The organism is Pseudogemmobacter bohemicus (assembly GCF_003290025.1).
Classification (GTDB): domain Bacteria; phylum Pseudomonadota; class Alphaproteobacteria; order Rhodobacterales; family Rhodobacteraceae; genus Pseudogemmobacter; species Pseudogemmobacter bohemicus.
The window spans coordinates 312,685-330,120 of record NZ_QNHG01000004.1; the positions used below are offsets into that span (position 1 = coordinate 312,685).

Here is a 17,436-nt window from a genome sequence, read left to right on the forward strand (position 1 = left end):
ATGTCCGGCTCTGCGCTTCTTGACCGCTACCACCGGCAAAACCGCCGCCGCACCGCGCTGGTCGCGACCATGGCGGTGCTGGCGCTGATCGCGGTGGTGATCGACCTGACGACCGGCCCGTCTGGCCTGCCTCTGTCCGAGACGCTCCGCGCGCTGGCGGGCGGCGAGGTGCCGCGCGGCACTTCGGTCATTGTCTGGCAGGTGCGCCTGCCCGTCGCCGTCATGGCGCTGCTTGTCGGTGCCGCCCTGGCGCTCGCGGGGGCAGAGATGCAGACAGTGCTGGAAAATCCGTTGGCCGAGCCTTTTACGCTGGGGGTTTCAGCGGCGGCGGCGCTTGGCGCCGGGGTGGCCATCGTGCTGGGGGTGACGGTGCCGTTCCTGCCGCCCGCCTGGGGGATCACGGCGAATGCCTTCCTCTTTTCGCTGGGCGCGCTGACGCTGTTGCAGCTGATGGGACGGCTGCGGGGCGGCGGTCCTGAGGTGCTGATCCTGTTCGGGATCGCGCTGAATTTCACCGCCGCCGCCTTCCTGTCGCTCTTGCAATTCATCGCCTCGGCCGAGGATCTGCAACAGCTGGTGATCTGGACCATGGGGAGCCTGCAGGCCGTCACCTGGGGCTCGGTCGCGATCCTTGCGGTGGTGATCACGCTGACGGTGCCTTTCGCGCTGATGGCATCCTGGAAGCTGACCGCGCTCCGGCTGGGCGAGGAACAGGCGCGCGGCTTTGGCGTCGATGTCACCGCGCTGCGCCGCCGGGCCCTTTTGCGCGTCAGCCTGCTGGCCGCGACCGCGGTGTCGATGGTGGGCGTGATCGGCTTTATCGGCCTTGCCGGCCCGCATATCGCGCGGATGCTGGTGGGCGAGGATCACCGCTTCCTGCTGCCCGCCTCGATCTTCACCGGGGCGCTTTTGATGTCCGCCGCCTCGACGTTGTCGAAACTGCTGATCGCGGGCACGCTGTTGCCCATCGGCCTTGTGACCTCGCTGATCGGCCTGCCGGTCTTTTTCTGGCTGATCCTGCGCGGGAGGCAGGCGAGATGAGCCTTTCCGTCACCCGCGTCTCCACCGGCTATGGCCGCCGCCAGGTGCTCTCGGCCCTGTCGCTCCCCGCGCTGAACCCCGGCGAGGTCACCACCCTTGCCGGCCCCAATGCCGCCGGGAAGTCGACGCTTTTGAAGGCGATTGCCGGCCTTGCCCCCTTTAGCGGTGCGATCACGCTGGACGGTCAGGATCTCGCCCCTCTCGGCCCGGCGGCGCGGGCGCAGAAGATCGGCTTCATGCCGCAAAGCCTGCCCTCGGGCGCCTCGCTCAATGTGCTGGAAACCGTGATCACCGCGCTGCGCGCAAGTGGCGAGCGCGCCGTGACCGAACCGCCCGAGACCCGCGCCATGGCGGTGCTGGACCGGCTGGGGATCGACCATCTCGCGCTGGCGGGGCTGGATCAGCTTTCGGGCGGCCAGCGCCAGATGGCCAGCCTGGCCCAGGCCATCGTGCGCGGCCCCCGCCTTTTGTTGCTGGATGAGCCAACCTCGGCACTCGACCTCGCCCGCCAGGTGCGGCTGTTATCCGAGGTCCGCCGCATCGCAGCCGAGGGCCGCATCGTGCTGACCGTGCTGCATGACCTCGCACTGGCGGCGCGCTGGTCGGACCGGATCGCCATCCTGCACCGGGGTGGCCTTTTCGCCTTTGGCCCGCCGGCCGAGGTCATCACCCCTGCCATGCTGGCCGAGGTCTATGGCGTTTCCGCCCGGGTCGAGCGCTGCAGCCAGGGCCATCTGATGGTGCAGATCGACGGCGAATTATCGCGGAGCGCTGCAGGCAAATGACCGATCTCCCCCTCGGCACTCCGCCCCGCCCGGCGGGCGGTCTGGCGCGGCTCAGCGCCGGAATCCTTGGCATCGAAAAGGCGGTCGGCGCGGGGCTGGTTGCCCTGATCTTCCTTGCGATGATCGCGGGGGCGGCCTCGGGCTGGCTGCGCCGCCCGCTGGCCTGGACCGATGAATTCGCCGTGCATATGATGGTCTGCCTTGCCTTTCTCGGCGCCTCGATGGCGGTAGCCCTTGGCCAGCATATGACCATGGGCCTGTTGCCCGATGCGCTGAACGCAAGGAACCGCGCCCGGCTCGCTTTGCTCAATGACTTGCTTTTGCTGCTGTTTCTGCTGGTCATGGCCTGGATCATCTGGCGCTGGCTGGATCTGCCCGGCCTGATCCGCGCCGGCTCGGTCGCGGCCTTCGCGCAAGAGACATTCAGCTTCATCTATTCCGACCCGACCCAGACGCTGGGGGTGCGGAAAATCTGGTTCTGGCTGGTGATGCCGGTCACCACCCTGACCGCGCTGATCCATGTGCTTGCGCAGATCGCCACGGATCTCGCCGTGCTGAGGGGGCAGCCATGATCGCCGGCCTCTCCTTTACCGCGCTGCTGCTTCTGGGGGCGCCGATTGCCTTCCTGCTGGTCGCCACCACGCTGATCCTGATCATGGCATCGGGCAATGAGGTGCTGCTGACCGGCTTTCCACAGCAGCTTTTCGCCGGGATCGAGAGCTATTCGCTGCTGACGCTGCCGCTTTTCATCCTGCTTGGCGAGCTGATGGGCGCCGGCGGCATCGGGCGGCGCCTCTTTGCCCTTGCCGCCGCCCTGATCTGGCCGCTCCGCGCAGGGCTGGCCTATATCAACCTGCTGGCCAATCTGATGATGGCCTCGGTGCTGGGTTCGACCGTGGCGCAACTGACGATCATGTCGCGCCTTGCCGTCCCCGAGATGGAGCGCGCAGGCTATCCCCGCGATGTCTCGGCCTCGGTCACCGCCGCCGGAGGGTTGCTGGCCCCGGTGCTGCCGCCCTCGATGAACCTGATCGTCTTTGCCGCCGTGGCGCAGCTGCCGGTCGATCAGCTGTTTCGCGCAAGTCTTTTGCCCGGGATCGCGCTGGCCGCGAGTTTCGCCGCCGTCATCGCCTGGCTCGGCTGGCGCTATACTCTGCCGAAAACCGGCCAGATGGCGCCCGGCGCCCGGCTCGGTACCCTTCGTGACGCGGCACCGGCGCTGCTTGTCCCGGCGGTGGTGATCGGCTCGATCCTTGGCGGTTTCGCGACACCGACGCAATCGGCGGCGCTGGCCTCGCTGGCGACCATCCTGATCGGCCTGTTCCTCTACCGCGAGATGCGCCTTGCCGATCTTGCCCCGGCACTGGTCAGGACCGCCGTGACCTCGGGCGCGGTGCTGTTCCTCGTGGCCGGAGCGCAGATCATCGGCTGGGTGCTGACTTACGGCAATCTGCCGGCCCAGGCCTCGGCACTGATCCAGGACCTTGCGCATTCGCCGCTGATGTTCCTGATCCTGCTGAACATCCTCCTCCTGGCTCTGGGCACCGTGCTGGAGCCAATCCCCGGCATCATCCTCACCGCGCCCGTCCTGCTGCCGGTCGCAACCGATGTCTATGGCATCGAACCCACGGCCTTCGGCGTGATCCTCTGCCTCAATATGGCACTTGGCCTGCTGACGCCGCCCGTTGGGGCCGGGCTTTACACCGCCTCGCTGATGACCGGCATATCCTCGACCCGGCTCTCCTGGCTTCTGACCCCGTTCTTCCTCGCGACCCTTGCCGTGCTTGCCGGGCTGACCGTGATCACCGCGTTGCAATCTACCATGACCGGAGGCTGACATGGCTTTCCTGAAACACCGCTTTTTCCAGAAACCCCGGGCCTTTGCCCTCGCGCTTACCGCCCTCGCCGCGCCGGCCCTGGCTTCCCCCGCTTTGGCCGAAGATCTCAGGATCGGCCTCATCACGCCGCCGCCACATCAATGGACGATCGCGGCCAATCACCTGGCCGCAGAGCTCTCGAAGGAAACCGATGGCCGCCTCAGCCTCGCGGTCTTCCCATCCGGCCAGCTCGGCAATGAGGCGCAGATGCTGCAACAGCTGCAATCGGGTGCGCTGGATCTGGCCTTCCTGACGGTCGGAGAGCTGACCAGCCGCGACGAGACTTTCGGCATCCTGACCGCGCCCTGGCTGGTCGATACCGGCGAACAGGCGGCGAAACTGCTGGAAGGCCCCACCGCGACCGCGCTGCAGGACCGGCTTGGTGCGCTTGGCCTCCATGGCCTCGGCTATGGCATGGCCGGAATGCGCATCGTGTTGCTGGCAAAACCGCTGGACGATGGCGGCACCGTGGCAGAGCGCAAGATCCGCACCGTGCCGCTGGCGCAGGAACTCGACTTCTGGACCCGCGCCGGCGCCGCCCCCACGCCACTGCCGCTGCCGGAACTGTTCGACGCCTATACCAATGGCCAGATCGACGGCATGCAGCTGGATTTAGAGGGCACCTTCAACAATCGCTACCACAACTATTCTGCCGTGGTGCTCGACACCAGGCATATGATCTTCCCGATGGTCGCCGTCGCCTCGGCCCGCAAATGGCAAAGCTATTCCGAAGAAGACCGCGCCCTGATCACCCGCCTCGTGACCACCGAAACCGCCAGGATCCGCGCCGCCTATCCGCAAATCGACGCCGATTACCGCGTGAAACTGGTCGAGGCCGGCGCCAGTGTCGTCCAAGCCGGGCCTGAGATCTTCGGCGATGCGGTGACCGGCTGGTATGAGGCCTGGCGCGAAAAAACGCCGCTGCTGGTTCAGCTTGAGGCAGAAGCCAAAGCGCTCAAAGAATAGGAACAAGCCCCGCCATGGCGGGGCTTTCAATTTGACAAACGGCGCAATCGTCAGGTCAGGCGATGGTCAGGCCGGGCGCGCCGTCCCCGACCTCGCCGATCACCGCCGCCGCGTCAAAACCCTCTTCGCGGAAGATGCGCAAGACCTCGGCCACCGCCGCCGGCGCACAGGCGACCAGCAAGCCGCCCGAGGTCTGTGGATCGGTCAGGAGCGCCTGATCCACCTTCGACATTTCCCGCGCATAAGCGATCTCACCGCCGTAACTTGCCCAGTTCCGCCCCGAGGCGCCGGTGATGAACCCCGCCTCCGCGAGTGTCACCGCCTCGGGCAGCATCGGCACGGCGGACCAGTCGATCCGGATCCCCTTCCCCGCGCCGCGCGACATTTCCAGCCCATGGCCGCCAAGCCCGAACCCGGTCACATCGGTCATCGCATGAACGCCGTCCACACGCGCCAGCCTGGGCCCCGGTGTGTTCAGCTTCGTCGTGGTCGCGATCATCCTGGCGTAACCATCCGCGCTCAGCTTCTCCTTCTTCAGCGCTGCCGAATAGATGCCGACACCCACGGGCTTGCCGAAAACCAGCACATCCCCGGGCTTCGCCGCCGCATTCTTCTTCACATGCGCCGGATCGACCACGCCCAGAGCCACCAGCCCGTAAATCGCCTCGACCGAGTCGATGGTATGGCCGCCCGCAATCGGGATCCCCGCCGCGCGGCAGGCCTGCGACCCGCCCTCAAGGATCCGGCCAATGGTCCCGACCGAGAGCACATTGATCGGCATTCCCACCAGCGCCAGCGCGAAAATAGGCGTCGCCCCCATCGCATAAACATCCGAAATCGCGTTCGTCGCCGCGATCTTCCCGAAATCTACCGGATCATCGACGATCGGCATGAAGAAATCGGTGGTCGCCACAATCGCCTGATGGTCGTTCAGCTGATAAACGGCGGCATCATCCGAGGTCTCGATCCCGACCAGCAGCGCCTCGGGCACCGGCAGCGCCGAAGTGCCGCGCAGAATCCCCGACAGCACCCCCGGCGCAATCTTGCAGCCACAGCCCCCCCCATGGGACAGCGAAGTCAGGCGCGGCTCAGGCGCGGCGGCGGCAGAGGTCATATCTTCATCTCCGGCTGAAGGGCCACAACATGCGGCCCGCACAAGGAAGCGCCAGGGCGCACAGAGCGGCAACGCTTTGATGCCGCTTTCCCCGCGCCGACTGTAGCCAGCCAGCCCCCCGGGCGGCAACCCCGGCCGCAGCCACACCCCAGGGGCAAAACCCACAGCGCAGAGATGGTCAGGAGCGAAGGGTATTAAATTCCGTTACCCGCCACTGGGCGCAGCGCTTTCACAAATCGTTATTTGGAAACGAAAATATCGCGCCTTGCTTGACAGACCTGCACAACCGGGCGACGATAAGCCCAGTCAATCACATGATTGAAGCAACCCATCGCGGCTTTGTCCGGGGAATCTTGCCCCTGAAAAGCGTAAGACAGGTAGTGAAAAGGAGGGGTCACATGAATATCGACCTTTCGCGCCGCAGCTTTATCAGGCTGTCAGGTGCGGGGGTGGCGGCAACCTCGCTGGCAGCCATGGGCTTCCAGCAGGCCGAGGCAGCCGAGGCCGCGCATGTGCGTGATTTCAAGCTCGCCACCATGACCGAAACCCGCAATATCTGCACCTATTGTTCTGTCGCCTGTGGGATCATCATGTATTCCAAAGGTGATCTGGCAGCCGGCGAAAAGGCCGATCTGATCCATATCGAGGGCGATGCCGACCACCCGACCAACAAGGGCACGCTCTGCCCCAAGGGTGCCGCGCTCAAGGATTACGTCAAGGCCGAAACCCGCCTGACCCATCCGCGTCTGCGCAAGCCCGGTTCCGACAGGTTCGAGCAAATCACCTGGGATGAGGCTTTCGACAAGATCGCCCGCGCCGTCAAAGACGACCGCGACGCGAATCTGATCGAGAAGAATGCCGACGGGCTGACGGTCAACCGTCTGACCACAACCGGCTATCTGGCGGCCTCGGCCACCACCAATGAAACAGCCTGGGCGACCTGGAAAGTGGTCCGCTCGCTGGGCATTGTAGGTTTCGACAACCAGGCACGCGTCTGACACGGCCCCACGGTGTCCAGTTTGGGCCCGACATTTGGCCGTGGAGCGATGACAAACTCCTGGACCGATATCAAGAATACCGACCTCGTCGTCATCATGGGTGGCAACGCCGCCGAAGCGCATCCCTGCGGCTTCAAATGGGTGACCGAGGCCAAGCACCATCGCGGTGCGAAACTGATCGTCGTCGATCCGCGCTTCAACCGCTCGGCATCGGTGTCGGATTACTACGCCCCGATCCGCCCCGGCTCGGATATCGCCTTCCTGATGGGGGTGATCCGCTGGTGCATCGAAAACGACAAGGTGCAGTGGGATTATGTCCGCAACTACACCAATGTCGGCTATCTGGTGCGCGAAGACTTCGGCTGGCAGGACGGCATGTTCACCGGCTATGACGAGGAAAAGCGCAGCTACGACCAGACCAGCTGGGAATATGAGCTGGGCGAGGACGGCTATGTCATCAATGACGAAACGCTGGAGCATCCGCGTTGCGTCTGGCAGCTGCTGAAAAAGCATGTCGATGTCTATACGCCGGAATTCGTTGAAAATCTCTGCGGTACGCCGAAGGACCGTTTCCTGAAGATCTGCGAGATGATCGGCGAGACCTCTTCGCCGACGAAAACCATGACCTCGATGTATGCGCTTGGCTGGACCCAGCACTCTAAGGGATCGCAGAACATCCGTGGCATGGCGATGTTGCAGCTTCTTTTGGGCAATATCGGGGTCCCGGGTGGCGGGATGAACGCGCTGCGCGGGCATTCGAACATCCAGGGCCTGACCGATGTTGGTCTGATGTCGAACCTGATCCCCGGCTATCTGGCGATGCCGCGGGAAACCGAGCCGGACTTCGCCACCTATATGTCGACGCGCGGCAATAAACCGCTGCGCCCGAACCAGATGAGCTATTGGCAGAACTACGGCAAGTTCATGGTTTCCTTTATGAAAGCGCTGTGGGGAGACAAGGCGACGGCCGAGAACGGCTGGGGTTATGACTGGCTGCCGAAGCTGGATATTGCGCAATATGACGCGATGCGCATGTTCAACATGATGAAAAATGGCGAGGTGAATATCTACTTCTGCCAGGGCTTCAACCCGATCCTGTCTTTCCCCAACCGGGGCAAGATGACCGAGGCGTTCTCGAAACTGAAACTGCTCGTTGTGATGGATCCGCTGGCGACCGAGACCGCCGCCTTCTGGGAAAATCACGGCATTTACAACGACGTAGACAGCGCGAGCATTCAGACCGAGGTGCTGGAACTGCCGACCACCTGTTTCGCCGAAGACGAGGGCGCGACGGTGAATTCGGGACGCTGGCTGCAATGGCACTGGGCGGGGGCAACCCCTCCGGGTGAGGCGAAAACCGATGTCTGGATCATGTCGCAGATCTATCACCGGATCAAAGCGCTCTATGAGGCCGAGGGCGGTAAGGCACCCGAGCCGATTATGAACCTGTCCTGGGATTACGCGGATCCCGAAGAGCCCACCGCCGCCGAACTGGCGATGGAACTCAATGGCCGCGCTTTGACCACGCTTTACGATGCCACCGACCCGACCAAGGTTGTGCTGGAGGCCGGCAAGCAGGTTTCGGGCTTTGGGCAGCTGCGCGATGACGGCTCTACGATGGGCGCCTGCTGGATCTATGCCGGCTGCTTCACCGAGGACGGCAATATGATGGCGCGGCGCGACAACAGCGACCCGTCCGGCATGGGGGTGTTCCAGCAATGGTCCTTCGCCTGGCCGGCCAATCGCCGCGTGCTTTACAACCGCGCCTCCTGCGACCCTGACGGCAAGCCCTGGGATCCGTCCCGCGTGCTGATCGAATGGAATGGCGAGAAATGGGTCGGCCCGGATATTCCGGATATCGCCGTCACCGCCAAACCGAGGGAAGTCGGCCCCTTCATTATGAACCCGGAAGGCACCAGCCGTTTCTTCAGCCGCAAGCTGATGCGCGATGGCCCCTTCCCGACGCATATGGAGCCGTTCGAAAGCCCTGTTGCGAACCCGTTGAATCCGGAAATGCGCGGCAACCCTGTTGCGCGGGTCTTCCCGGATGATCTGGCCACTATGGCCACCAGCGACGAATTCCCGCTGGTCGCCACCTCTTACCGCCTCACCGAGCATTTCCATTACTGGACCAAACACAACTATGTGAATGCGGTGAACCAGCCGGAATTCTTCGTGGAAATCAGCGAGGAACTGGCGGCAGAAAAGGGGATCAAAAAGGGCGGCCGCGTCCGTGTCTGGTCAAAACGCGGCCAGGTCTGGGCGAAAGCTGTGGTGACGAAACGGATCCGTCCGCTGATCTGCGACGGCAAGACCGTGCATGTCGTCGGCATCCCGATCCACTGGGGCTTCAAGGGTGCGGCGCGGAAGGGCTTTGGCCCCAATACGCTGGGCCCGTTTGTCGGCGACGCCAATATCGAGACGCCGGAATTCAAAGCCTTCCTCGTCAATATCGAACCCGCATCGGAGGGCCTGGCATGACCGAACGCGCCCCTCAACCGACGACGGCGGCGGCGAACCCTCCGGTTCAGCCGCTCACCTCGAACCTGTTGCCCTCGGATGTCGTGCGCATCTCGGCCACCGCCAATGTGCCCGCGCCCGAGCGGCAGCTGGAAAAGGTCGCGAAGCTGATCGATGTGTCGAAATGCATCGGCTGCAAGGCCTGCCAGTCGGCCTGTATCGAGTGGAACGACACCCATCCGGATATGGAGGAGAATGTGGGGGTCTATGAGAACCCACATGATCTGACGCCGGAAATGTTCACGCTGATGCGGTTCGACGAATATGTGAACCCCGAGGGCGATCTGGAATGGCTGATCCGCAAGGATGGCTGCATGCATTGCGAGGATCCGGGCTGCCTCAAGGCCTGCCCGGCGCCTGGCGCCATCGTGCAATATTCCAATGGGATCGTGGATTTCGTGTCCTCGAATTGCATCGGCTGTGGCTATTGCGTCTCGGGCTGCCCCTTCGATGTGCCGCGCATCCACAAGACGGCGCAGGTCTCGAAAAAATGTACACTCTGTTCCGACCGGGTGGCGGTGGGGCAAGGGCCGGCCTGTGCGAAAGCCTGTCCGACCCAGGCCATCACCTTCGGCACCAAGGAAAGCCAGATCGCGCTCGCGAATGAGCGGATCGAGGATCTGAAATCGCGCGGCTATGACAATGCCGGGCTTTACGATCCACAGGGCGTTGGCGGCACGCATGTGATGTATGTGCTGCATCATGCCGACAAGCCGGGCCTCTATTCCGGCCTGCCAGAAGATCCGCGCATCTCGCCGGTGGTCGAGGGCTGGAAGGGCGCGACCAAGACCATTGGCCTTGCCGCGATGGGTCTGGCTGCGGCGGGGGCTGTGCTGCATGGCCTCTTCTCGAAAGGCAACCAGGTCAGCGCCGAAGAAGAGCATGAGGCCGAAGAGCTGGTGGTGAAAACCGCCGCTACACCGCCTGAGAACCGGGAGGGCCTGTGATGTCACATGAATATTCCGCCCCTGGCGACCATATTGAGAGCACAAAACCGGTCACGGTCAGCCGTTACCGGGGCATCACGCGGCTCAATCACTGGGTCACCGCGCTGTCGCTGATCATCCTGGCGATCTCAGGGCTGGCGCTGTTCCACCCGTCTCTCTTCTTCCTCTCCGGGCTGTTCGGCGGCGGCCAGGTGGTGCGCTGGCTGCATCCGGCGGTGGGGATCGTCCTTTTCATCAGCTTCTTCCTCTTGTTCTTGCAGATGTGGAAGCTGAACCTGCCAAGGCGGGAAGACGCCATCTGGGTCGCCCATATCGGCGATGTGGTGGCAGGAAATGATGAAAAGCTGCCGGAGCTTGGCAAATATAATGCCGGGCAGAAATTCGTCTTCTGGGCGATGACCGGGCTGATCCTGCTGCTGATCCTGACCGGGCTGATGATCTGGGAGCAACAGATCCCTCTGTGGGAACCCTATGCCCCCTGGGCCGCCACCATCCCGGCGCGCCGCATCGCGCTGCTGGTGCATTCGCTCTCGGCGGTGGGGATCGTCCTGGTCTTCATCCTGCATGTCTATGCGGCGATCTGGACCCGTGGCACGCTGCGCGCCATGACAACGGGCAGCGTCACCGGCGGCTGGGCCTTCCGGCACCATCGCAAATGGCTGCGGGAGCTGGCAAAGAACCGCAAAGCCCCCGATAATAACAAAACCCCGGCGGAGTGATCCGCCGGTCCCTTCCCCGGCCCGCCCCCGGGGGCGAAACGCGGTCGGAGAGGCCCATGACCAAAGACATTCAACCCGACCCTTCGGTCATCGGCGGCGTCCCCGAGGCGCCGTTTGCCTTCCTGCCCGACCCGGTCGCGCTTTTCACCCGCCGCGCCGGGCGCTTTGAGTTTCTGGCGCAGACCAGCCGGCTTGCCCCCTATCTGACCTTCCTCGCCGGGCTGACCGAAATCCAGGCCCGGCTGGCGAAATCCGGCCCGGCGCCGGTGATCGCCCCGGAGCAACTGGCCCGCGCCAAAGCGGCGCAGATGCCGCCGATCGACCGCGCGGCGCTGGCCTCCGATCCGGCCCTGCACCTGCTGCTGGCGCGGCTCTGCGAAGCGGCGTCGCGGATCACCATGCCCGACCCGGCCCGTATCGCACTTGAAGCCGTGGCGGCGGCGGATCAGGGCGACCGGACCTGGCTTTTGAGCAATGCGCTTTCCGGCGATATCCCCGAAGACAGCGCCGCGCCGCATCTTTTCGCCTCGGTCGCCGTGCAGGTTTACCTCGCCCGGCTGGCGGCCGGGCTCGACGCGAAAAGCCTGCATCCCATCCGCACCGGCATCTGCCCCTGTTGCGGCGGGCGGCCGGTTTCCTCGCTGGTGACATCGACCCCGGGGATCGAGAGCATCCGCTATGCAGTCTGCGGGCTTTGCGCGGCACAATGGAACGAGGTCCGCATCCATTGTCTCGCCTGCGGCACCAATAAAGGGCTGACCTATCGCTCGGCCGAGACCACCGAGGCCACCGTCAAGGCCGAATGCTGCCGCGAATGCCACTCCTGGATCAAGATTTTCTACCAGGAAAAGAACCCGAGCCTTGACGCGGTGGCCGATGATGTCGGCAGTATCGGCCTTGATATGATGATGAAGGAAACCGATCTGAAACGCGCCGGGGTGAACCCCTTTCTGACGGGCTATTGATGGAGGGGTTTCGCGCCCTGCCCTCGGTCGATCAGGTCCTGAACGGCGCCGAGGGCGCGGCTCTTGTCGCCCGTCATGGCCGCCAGGCCGTGCGTGAAGCCTTGCGCGCCCGCCTCGATGAGATGCGCGACGCGATCCGCGCCGGAGAGGATGGCACGGTGCTGGCCGCCCGCCTGCCGGACCTTGTCGCGGCCGATCTGGCGGCGCGCGACCGCAGCCGCCTCAGGCCGATGCTGAACCTGACCGGCACCGTGCTGCACACGAACCTTGGCCGCGCGATCCTCGCCGATGAGGCGGTCAGGGCGGCAATCACTGCGATGGCCAACCCGCTCGCGCTGGAATTCGACCTGGAAACCGGCGGGCGCGGCCAGCGCGACGACCATCTGCGCGGGCTGCTGGTCGAACTGACCGGCGCCGAGGATGCCACCATCGTCAACAACAATGCCGCCGCCGTGCTGATCGCGCTGAACACGCTTGCCGGTCCGGGGGCGGATGGGCGTCAGGCCGTGGTCTCGCGTGGCGAGCTGATCGAGATCGGCGGCGCCTTCCGCATGCCCGATATCATGGCGCGGGCGGGGGCAAAGCTGGTGGAAATCGGCACCACCAACCGCACCCATCCCCGCGACTACCAGGCTGCGATCACCGAAGAGACCGGCGTGATCCTCAAGGTCCATACCTCGAATTACCGCATCGAAGGCTTCACCGCCGAGGTGCAGGCGACCGAGCTCGCCGGCATCGCGCGCGCCGCAAAAGTGCCGCTGATGAACGATCTGGGCGCGGGCTCGCTGGTGGATCTGTCGCATTACGGCCTGAGGCGGGAGCCGACCGTGCGCGAGGCCGTCGCGGAAGGCGCTGATCTGGTGACCTTTTCCGGCGACAAGCTGCTTGGCGGCCCGCAGGCCGGGTTTATCGTCGGGCGCAAGGATCTGATCGCCGCCATCAACAGGAACCCGCTGAAACGCGCGGTCAGGCTCGACAAGATCCGCATCGCGGCGCTGGAGGCGACGCTGAAGCTTTACCGCGACCCCGACCGGCTGGCGGAACGGCTGCCGACACTCAGGATGCTGGCGCGCCCGATGGCAGAGATCGCCGCCCAGGCGCAAAGGCTGGCGCCGCGCGTCGATGCGGCTTTGCGCCCCTTTGGTTTTGCCGCGGCCCCCTGCCCCTGCGTCAGCCAGATCGGCTCGGGCGCGCTGCCGGTCGATACCATCCCCTCGGCCGGGCTGCGGCTGACCGGCCAGGGCGGCGATGCCCCCGACCGGCTGGCCGTGAAACTCCGCGCTTTGCCGATGCCGGTGATCGGCCATATCCAGGGTGGTGCGCTGATCCTTGACCTGCGCTGTCTTGAGGATGACGCCACCCTTACCACAGCCCTGGCCGCGCTGTGATCATCGGCACGGCGGGCCATATCGACCACGGCAAGACCGCGCTGGTACGGGCGCTGACCGGTGTGGATGCCGACCGCCTGGCCGAGGAAAAGGCGCGCGGCATCACGATCGAGCTGGGCTTTGCCTATGCCGATCTGGGCCTGCCCGATGATCCGCAATCCCCCTCTGGCCGCATCACCGGTTTCGTCGATGTACCCGGCCATGAACGGCTGATCCGCACCATGCTCGCGGGCGCCGGTGGCATTGATTTCGCCCTGCTGGTGGTGGCGGCAGATGACGGCGTGATGCCGCAGACGCGCGAACATCTCGAAATCCTGAACCTCCTTGGCCTGTCCGGCGGCGTGGTCGCCATGACCAGGGCCGATCTCGCCGGGCCGGAGCGCCGCGCCGAAGTCGCTGCCGGCATCCGCACGGCGCTGGCGGGAACCAGGCTGGCCGGCGCACGGATCATCGAAGTCTCTGCCCTGACCGGCGAGGGGATCGACACGCTGCGCCAGGTGCTCGCCCGGGCCGGGGCAGAGATGCCCGCGCGTGCGGCCCGGGGGCCCATGCGGCTCTCGGTGGATCGCAGCTTCACCATTGCCGGCGCCGGCACGGTGGTGACCGGCACGATGATCGCCGGGCGGGTGGCGGTGGGCGATCAGGTGATGATCTCGCCCCTCGGTCTGCCGGCGCGGGTGCGCGGCATCCACGCGCAGAACCGCAAGGCGGAAGAGGGTCTTGCCGGCCAGCGCTGTGCCCTGAACCTTGCGGGCGACGATGTGACAAAGGATGCCATCCGGCGCGGCGACATGATCCTTGCCCCCGGCCTGCATGCGCCGTCTGATCGGATCGACGTGATGCTGAAAGTGGTCGCCTCCGAGCAAAAGCCCGTGACCACCTGGCTGCCGGTGCATCTCTACTCCCATGCCACCGAGGTCGCCGCCCGCGTGGTGCCGATTGCCGGCGACATCGCGCCCGGCAAGACGGGCCTCGCGCAGCTGGTGCTGGAGCGCCCCATCGCGGCCACCATGGGCGAGCGCTTCGTGCTGCGTGACACCTCGGCCACGCGCTCCATCGCGGGCGGGTTCTTCATCGACCCGCGCGCGCCCGCGCGCAAACGCGGCACGCCTGAGCGTCTGGCCTGGCTTGATGCCGCGCGGGCCACCGAGCCCGCCCCGGCGCTGACGCGGCTGTTGCAGGTGGCGCCGGTCGATCTGCCGGTCTTCCTGCGCGACAGGGGGCTTGATCCGGCCTCCGGCCCGGAGCTGACAGCCGAAACCGGCGCCGTGCGGTTCGGCGACCTCGCCCTCTCGCCCGACCAGGTGCAGGGGTTGCGACAGGATCTCACCGCCCGCCTTGCCGCCTTCCATGAGGCCAATCCCGACCTTGCCGGCCTTGGCCGTGAGCGGCTGCGGCTGAGCCTGACCCCGCGCCTGCCGAAAGAGGTCTTTCTGCTGTTCCTTCAGGAAGAGGCCGGCGCCGGGCGGCTCGCGCTGGATGGTGCCTTCCTGCGGCTTCCCGGGCATCAGGTACGGCTGTCCCCCGAGGATGAGGCGCTGTTCGCGCAGATCTTCCCCCGGCTACAGGGAGAAGAGCGGTTCCGCCCGCCCCGCGTGCGCGATTTCTCCACCGAATTCGGGGTTGAAGAGAAAGACCTGCGCCGGCTGATGCGCCACAGCCAGAGGCTGGGCCTTACCGACCAGATCGCCAATGACCATTTCTTCGCCCGCGTGGTGGTGCGTGAGATGGTGGCGATCCTGCGCGATGTCGCGGCCGCCAGCGCCGATGGCTGGATCACCGCCCCCGCCTTTCGCGACCGGATGCAGAACGGCCGCAAGGTCGCGATCGAGATCCTCGACTTCTTCGACCGCCACGGTCTGACGTTGCGACGCGGCGACCTGCGCCGGCTGAACCCGCACCGGATCGACCTCTTCGACTGACCAGGCCGGCCGACGCCCGCTCCGGGGCACCGGCGCAATGCAGCGGACCGGAAAATTCACCTGAAATGCCGGATATTCAGATTTCGCGCGCGGCGGCGGGGGCAAACCTGTCAGAGCCAGTCGCGCAGCCCACCGCCAATGCCTTCAGGAGGCCTGTATCATCCCGAGGAAGCGGGAGGCGGGGATCGGCGCCTCAGCCCCCCCTCAGGTGCCGCCATCCGTAAGCCGCTCTGCCTCCGGACGATCCGGTCAAAATCCGGGAGTTTGTGCGTCGGCTTTACCCACAGCCCGCCGCTTCGACGGCCCGCCTGAGACCTGGCCGATGATCGGCCTCACGATCTACATGCGCCGCATCATCAACGCGACAGATCAGGGCAACCCTGAGCAGGTCGCCTCCACGCTGGCCTCAGTTCACGAGAATCTGGCGGTTATCGGCGGCTCGGTCACTTTGTTGACCGATGAGTTGGGGCTGAAAGAGGAAGTTGATGGGCTTGTGAGCCGCAACCTCGCCAAGGCTGACGCCTTCCGCGCCAGTTCCGGGATCGAGGGCCGCGCATGAAACCGATCAGGCAATATCAGACTGTCAGCGTCTGGGAACTGAGCGCCGGTGACTTCGCGGTGCGCGGCTACTATTGCGGCGCCAGCGACCAGATCGGCCGCTGCTCCACTGTGGTTGAGGCCCTTGAGGTCGCCTTCGCCACGCCGCGCAAACAAGCTTCTGTCGCAGTGGTGCCGAACATTCCTGATGGGGTGGTGACAGCCCCGGCCCCCGCCGCCCATTCCGACCAGCAAAACAAGGCCGAAACGGTGGTGACGTGCAGCGCAGCCCGCCACCTCAGCACCACCCCCGAGGTCGAGGGCGCCCCTGCCGTCAAATGGGTGGACGCAGGATCCGGCAGCACCGGTCTGAGGGCCAGCCGCCCGGCAGGGACAAGCGAGCATACCACCGCAAAAGCTGGTCCGTCCACGCCCGAGGGCGGCCTGATCAGCATTCCCCGCAGCCTGCTTTCAGTCTGGTATGCGGCCTCGGGCGAGTTGCTCCAGGAGTGCGACGATTGGCTCAAGCTGAAACGTGGCAATCATCCGTCCGCCGCAGGGCTGCAATTCGGGGAGACGGAGCGTCGGCGTGAAATCGGGCGGCTGCTTTTCCTTGATCTCGCATGGCTGTCTGGCGGCAGTGAATTGGACCGGGCTCCGGATCGCCTCCTCGCCTCTCTCCCCGCCCCTCAGGCACAGGGGGAGGGTGGGGAAAGGCTGACCGTCTGGTATGGTGAAATGCCCGAAAGCAACGGGAGGCGGAACTGGACCGCCAGCCATGATTCCCCCCGTGCTGAGCGTCAGGGTGTCGATTTTCTGCGTCATGTGACCATCAATTCCTGAAATGCGGATGAAAACCTGCCTTTTTGTCACTGTATAATGACGTTTTATGTTGACATGATCGCAGGAGTGTCATAATTTAAGGACATTAAAGGCAAGAGGTCAACCTGCCTAACCGGTCAAGGCTCAGATGATCGGGAAGAGGGAGACGAGGATGGATTACGAAAACACATCCTTGGCTCTTCAGACCCTCCAGCTGATGATCGCGGTTGCAGCCCTGATCGTCGTCAGCCGGAGGAAGTGAAGAACGGGGGGAGCCGAAAGGCTCTCCCCACCTCTCTAAGATAGCAATGAGGTAAGGCTGTGGCAATGACTGCTGACGATTTCAACGCCTGGCTGGATCTGCGCGGGATATCGGGCCGTGAGGCTGCCCGGCAGCTCGGGGTCAGCAATGACACCGTGACCCGATATAAGCGGGCCGGCGCACCCCTGCATGTCGCGCTGGCGTGTTCGGCAATCTGCCACGGCCTGCCCCCATGGAGAAAGGTAGCAGACCATGACGACCTTTGAGACTGTATCCCTCTGCTGCAAGGCGCTTCCCTGCTGGCATGGGTGGCGGTGCTGGCTGTCCTGATCAGGCGCCGGTGATTGAGAAAGCCCCGTCCGGTGCGATCCGGGCGGGGTTTCTGTCTGGAGCGGATAGCCGGGATCGAACCGGCGCGCGCGGGGTGGAAACCCACAGCTCTGCCACTGAGCTACATCCGCAATATGGAAGCGGCAGAGGCCATCCTGCCGGCCAGCGGTGCTGGACTTAAGCCCGGATGCTTGCGGGGATCAGACCGCACAGAGCCAGGAACAGGTGATCTGATAATTGAAA

General features: G+C 64.9%; 15 protein-coding genes and 1 tRNA gene. 14 read left to right on the forward strand and 2 right to left on the reverse strand.

Annotation, left to right across the window (positions count from 1 at the left end; genetic code table 11):
- From DRF71_RS20570 to DRF71_RS20590, 5 genes are read left to right on the forward strand one after another with little or no spacing between them, the layout of a single operon-like run.
- Positions 1-1,041 carry a FecCD family ABC transporter permease gene (locus DRF71_RS20570; RefSeq protein WP_112312412.1) on the forward strand — a complete coding sequence of 347 codons (1,041 nt, stop codon included), beginning with the start codon at positions 1-3 and terminating at the stop codon, positions 1,039-1,041.
- The gene (locus DRF71_RS20575; RefSeq protein ID WP_112312413.1) at positions 1,038-1,826 is read left to right on the forward strand and encodes an ABC transporter ATP-binding protein; all 789 of its coding nucleotides are present in this window, start codon (positions 1,038-1,040) and stop codon (positions 1,824-1,826) included. The genes DRF71_RS20570 and DRF71_RS20575 overlap by 4 nt, the downstream gene beginning before the upstream one ends.
- Positions 1,823-2,398: a TRAP transporter small permease gene (locus DRF71_RS20580; protein WP_112312414.1), complete on the forward strand. Its 576-nt coding sequence runs from the start codon at positions 1,823-1,825 to the stop codon at positions 2,396-2,398. The genes DRF71_RS20575 and DRF71_RS20580 overlap by 4 nt, the downstream gene beginning before the upstream one ends.
- Positions 2,395-3,663, forward strand: coding sequence for a TRAP transporter large permease (locus tag DRF71_RS20585; RefSeq protein ID WP_112312415.1), 1,269 nt, complete (start codon positions 2,395-2,397; stop codon positions 3,661-3,663). Before DRF71_RS20580 ends, DRF71_RS20585 begins: the two co-directional genes overlap by 4 nt.
- A 1-nt stretch (position 3,664) precedes the next feature.
- The gene (locus DRF71_RS20590; RefSeq protein ID WP_112312416.1) at positions 3,665-4,669 is read left to right on the forward strand and encodes a TRAP transporter substrate-binding protein; all 1,005 of its coding nucleotides are present in this window, start codon (positions 3,665-3,667) and stop codon (positions 4,667-4,669) included.
- Positions 4,670-4,724: 55 nt separating this feature from the next.
- Here DRF71_RS20590 and selD read toward each other — a convergent pair whose 3' ends face one another.
- Positions 4,725-5,783 (reverse strand): selenide, water dikinase SelD, encoded by a 1,059-nt coding sequence (gene selD, locus DRF71_RS20595; protein ID WP_112312417.1) that lies wholly within the window; start codon positions 5,781-5,783, stop codon positions 4,725-4,727.
- 398 nt (positions 5,784-6,181) lie between these two features.
- On the opposite strand from selD, the gene fdnG reads away from it, so the two are divergent.
- The 9 genes from fdnG (at position 6,182) to DRF71_RS27635 (ending at position 17,129) form a co-directional block, all read left to right on the forward strand.
- Positions 6,182-9,262, forward strand: coding sequence for a formate dehydrogenase-N subunit alpha (gene fdnG / locus DRF71_RS20605; protein ID WP_157971210.1), 3,081 nt, complete (start codon positions 6,182-6,184; stop codon positions 9,260-9,262).
- The gene (gene fdxH / locus DRF71_RS20610) at positions 9,259-10,248 is read left to right on the forward strand and encodes a formate dehydrogenase subunit beta (RefSeq protein ID WP_112312420.1); all 990 of its coding nucleotides are present in this window, start codon (positions 9,259-9,261) and stop codon (positions 10,246-10,248) included. The genes fdnG and fdxH overlap by 4 nt, the downstream gene beginning before the upstream one ends.
- Positions 10,248-10,967: a formate dehydrogenase subunit gamma gene (locus DRF71_RS20615; protein WP_112312421.1), complete on the forward strand. Its 720-nt coding sequence runs from the start codon at positions 10,248-10,250 to the stop codon at positions 10,965-10,967. Before fdxH ends, DRF71_RS20615 begins: the two co-directional genes overlap by 1 nt.
- A 56-nt stretch (positions 10,968-11,023) precedes the next feature.
- On the forward strand, positions 11,024-11,932 hold the full coding sequence (gene fdhE, locus DRF71_RS20620; RefSeq protein ID WP_112312422.1) for a formate dehydrogenase accessory protein FdhE: 909 nt from the start codon (positions 11,024-11,026) through the stop codon (positions 11,930-11,932).
- A complete protein-coding gene (gene selA, locus DRF71_RS20625) occupies positions 11,932-13,320 on the forward strand; it encodes an L-seryl-tRNA(Sec) selenium transferase (RefSeq protein WP_112312423.1) in 1,389 nt (462 codons plus the stop codon). Before fdhE ends, selA begins: the two co-directional genes overlap by 1 nt.
- Complete coding sequence (gene selB, locus DRF71_RS20630; RefSeq protein ID WP_112312424.1) at positions 13,317-15,242, forward strand: selenocysteine-specific translation elongation factor; 1,926 nt, start codon at positions 13,317-13,319, stop codon at positions 15,240-15,242. The genes selA and selB overlap by 4 nt, the downstream gene beginning before the upstream one ends.
- Before the next feature lie 322 nt (positions 15,243-15,564).
- The gene (locus DRF71_RS20635; protein ID WP_112312425.1) at positions 15,565-15,801 is read left to right on the forward strand and encodes a hypothetical protein; all 237 of its coding nucleotides are present in this window, start codon (positions 15,565-15,567) and stop codon (positions 15,799-15,801) included.
- Entirely contained in the window at positions 15,798-16,622 is an 825-nt protein-coding gene (locus DRF71_RS20640; RefSeq protein WP_112312426.1) for a hypothetical protein, read from the forward strand. Before DRF71_RS20635 ends, DRF71_RS20640 begins: the two co-directional genes overlap by 4 nt.
- 306 nt (positions 16,623-16,928) lie before the next feature.
- Positions 16,929-17,129 (forward strand): hypothetical protein, encoded by a 201-nt coding sequence (locus DRF71_RS27635; RefSeq protein ID WP_157971211.1) that lies wholly within the window; start codon positions 16,929-16,931, stop codon positions 17,127-17,129.
- A 121-nt stretch (positions 17,130-17,250) separates the two neighbouring features.
- On the opposite strand, the gene DRF71_RS20645 is transcribed toward DRF71_RS27635, so the two are convergent.
- Positions 17,251-17,324, reverse strand: a tRNA-Gly gene (locus tag DRF71_RS20645).
- Positions 17,325-17,436 lie beyond the last annotated feature (112 nt).

Coding starts and splice junctions, on each gene's coding strand:
- DRF71_RS20570 (WP_112312412.1), top strand. CDS start 1: ATGTCCGGCTCTGCGCTTCTTGACCGCTACCACCGGCAAAACCGCCGC.
- DRF71_RS20575 (WP_112312413.1), top strand. CDS start 1,038: ATGAGCCTTTCCGTCACCCGCGTCTCCACCGGCTATGGCCGCCGCCAG.
- DRF71_RS20580 (WP_112312414.1), top strand. CDS start 1,823: ATGACCGATCTCCCCCTCGGCACTCCGCCCCGCCCGGCGGGCGGTCTG.
- DRF71_RS20585 (WP_112312415.1), top strand. CDS start 2,395: ATGATCGCCGGCCTCTCCTTTACCGCGCTGCTGCTTCTGGGGGCGCCG.
- DRF71_RS20590 (WP_112312416.1), top strand. CDS start 3,665: ATGGCTTTCCTGAAACACCGCTTTTTCCAGAAACCCCGGGCCTTTGCC.
- selD (WP_112312417.1), bottom strand. CDS start 5,783: ATGACCTCTGCCGCCGCCGCGCCTGAGCCGCGCCTGACTTCGCTGTCC.
- fdxH (WP_112312420.1), top strand. CDS start 9,259: ATGACCGAACGCGCCCCTCAACCGACGACGGCGGCGGCGAACCCTCCG.
- DRF71_RS20615 (WP_112312421.1), top strand. CDS start 10,248: ATGTCACATGAATATTCCGCCCCTGGCGACCATATTGAGAGCACAAAA.
- fdhE (WP_112312422.1), top strand. CDS start 11,024: ATGACCAAAGACATTCAACCCGACCCTTCGGTCATCGGCGGCGTCCCC.
- selA (WP_112312423.1), top strand. CDS start 11,932: ATGGAGGGGTTTCGCGCCCTGCCCTCGGTCGATCAGGTCCTGAACGGC.
- DRF71_RS20635 (WP_112312425.1), top strand. CDS start 15,565: ATGATCGGCCTCACGATCTACATGCGCCGCATCATCAACGCGACAGAT.
- DRF71_RS20640 (WP_112312426.1), top strand. CDS start 15,798: ATGAAACCGATCAGGCAATATCAGACTGTCAGCGTCTGGGAACTGAGC.
- DRF71_RS27635 (WP_157971211.1), top strand. CDS start 16,929: ATGACTGCTGACGATTTCAACGCCTGGCTGGATCTGCGCGGGATATCG.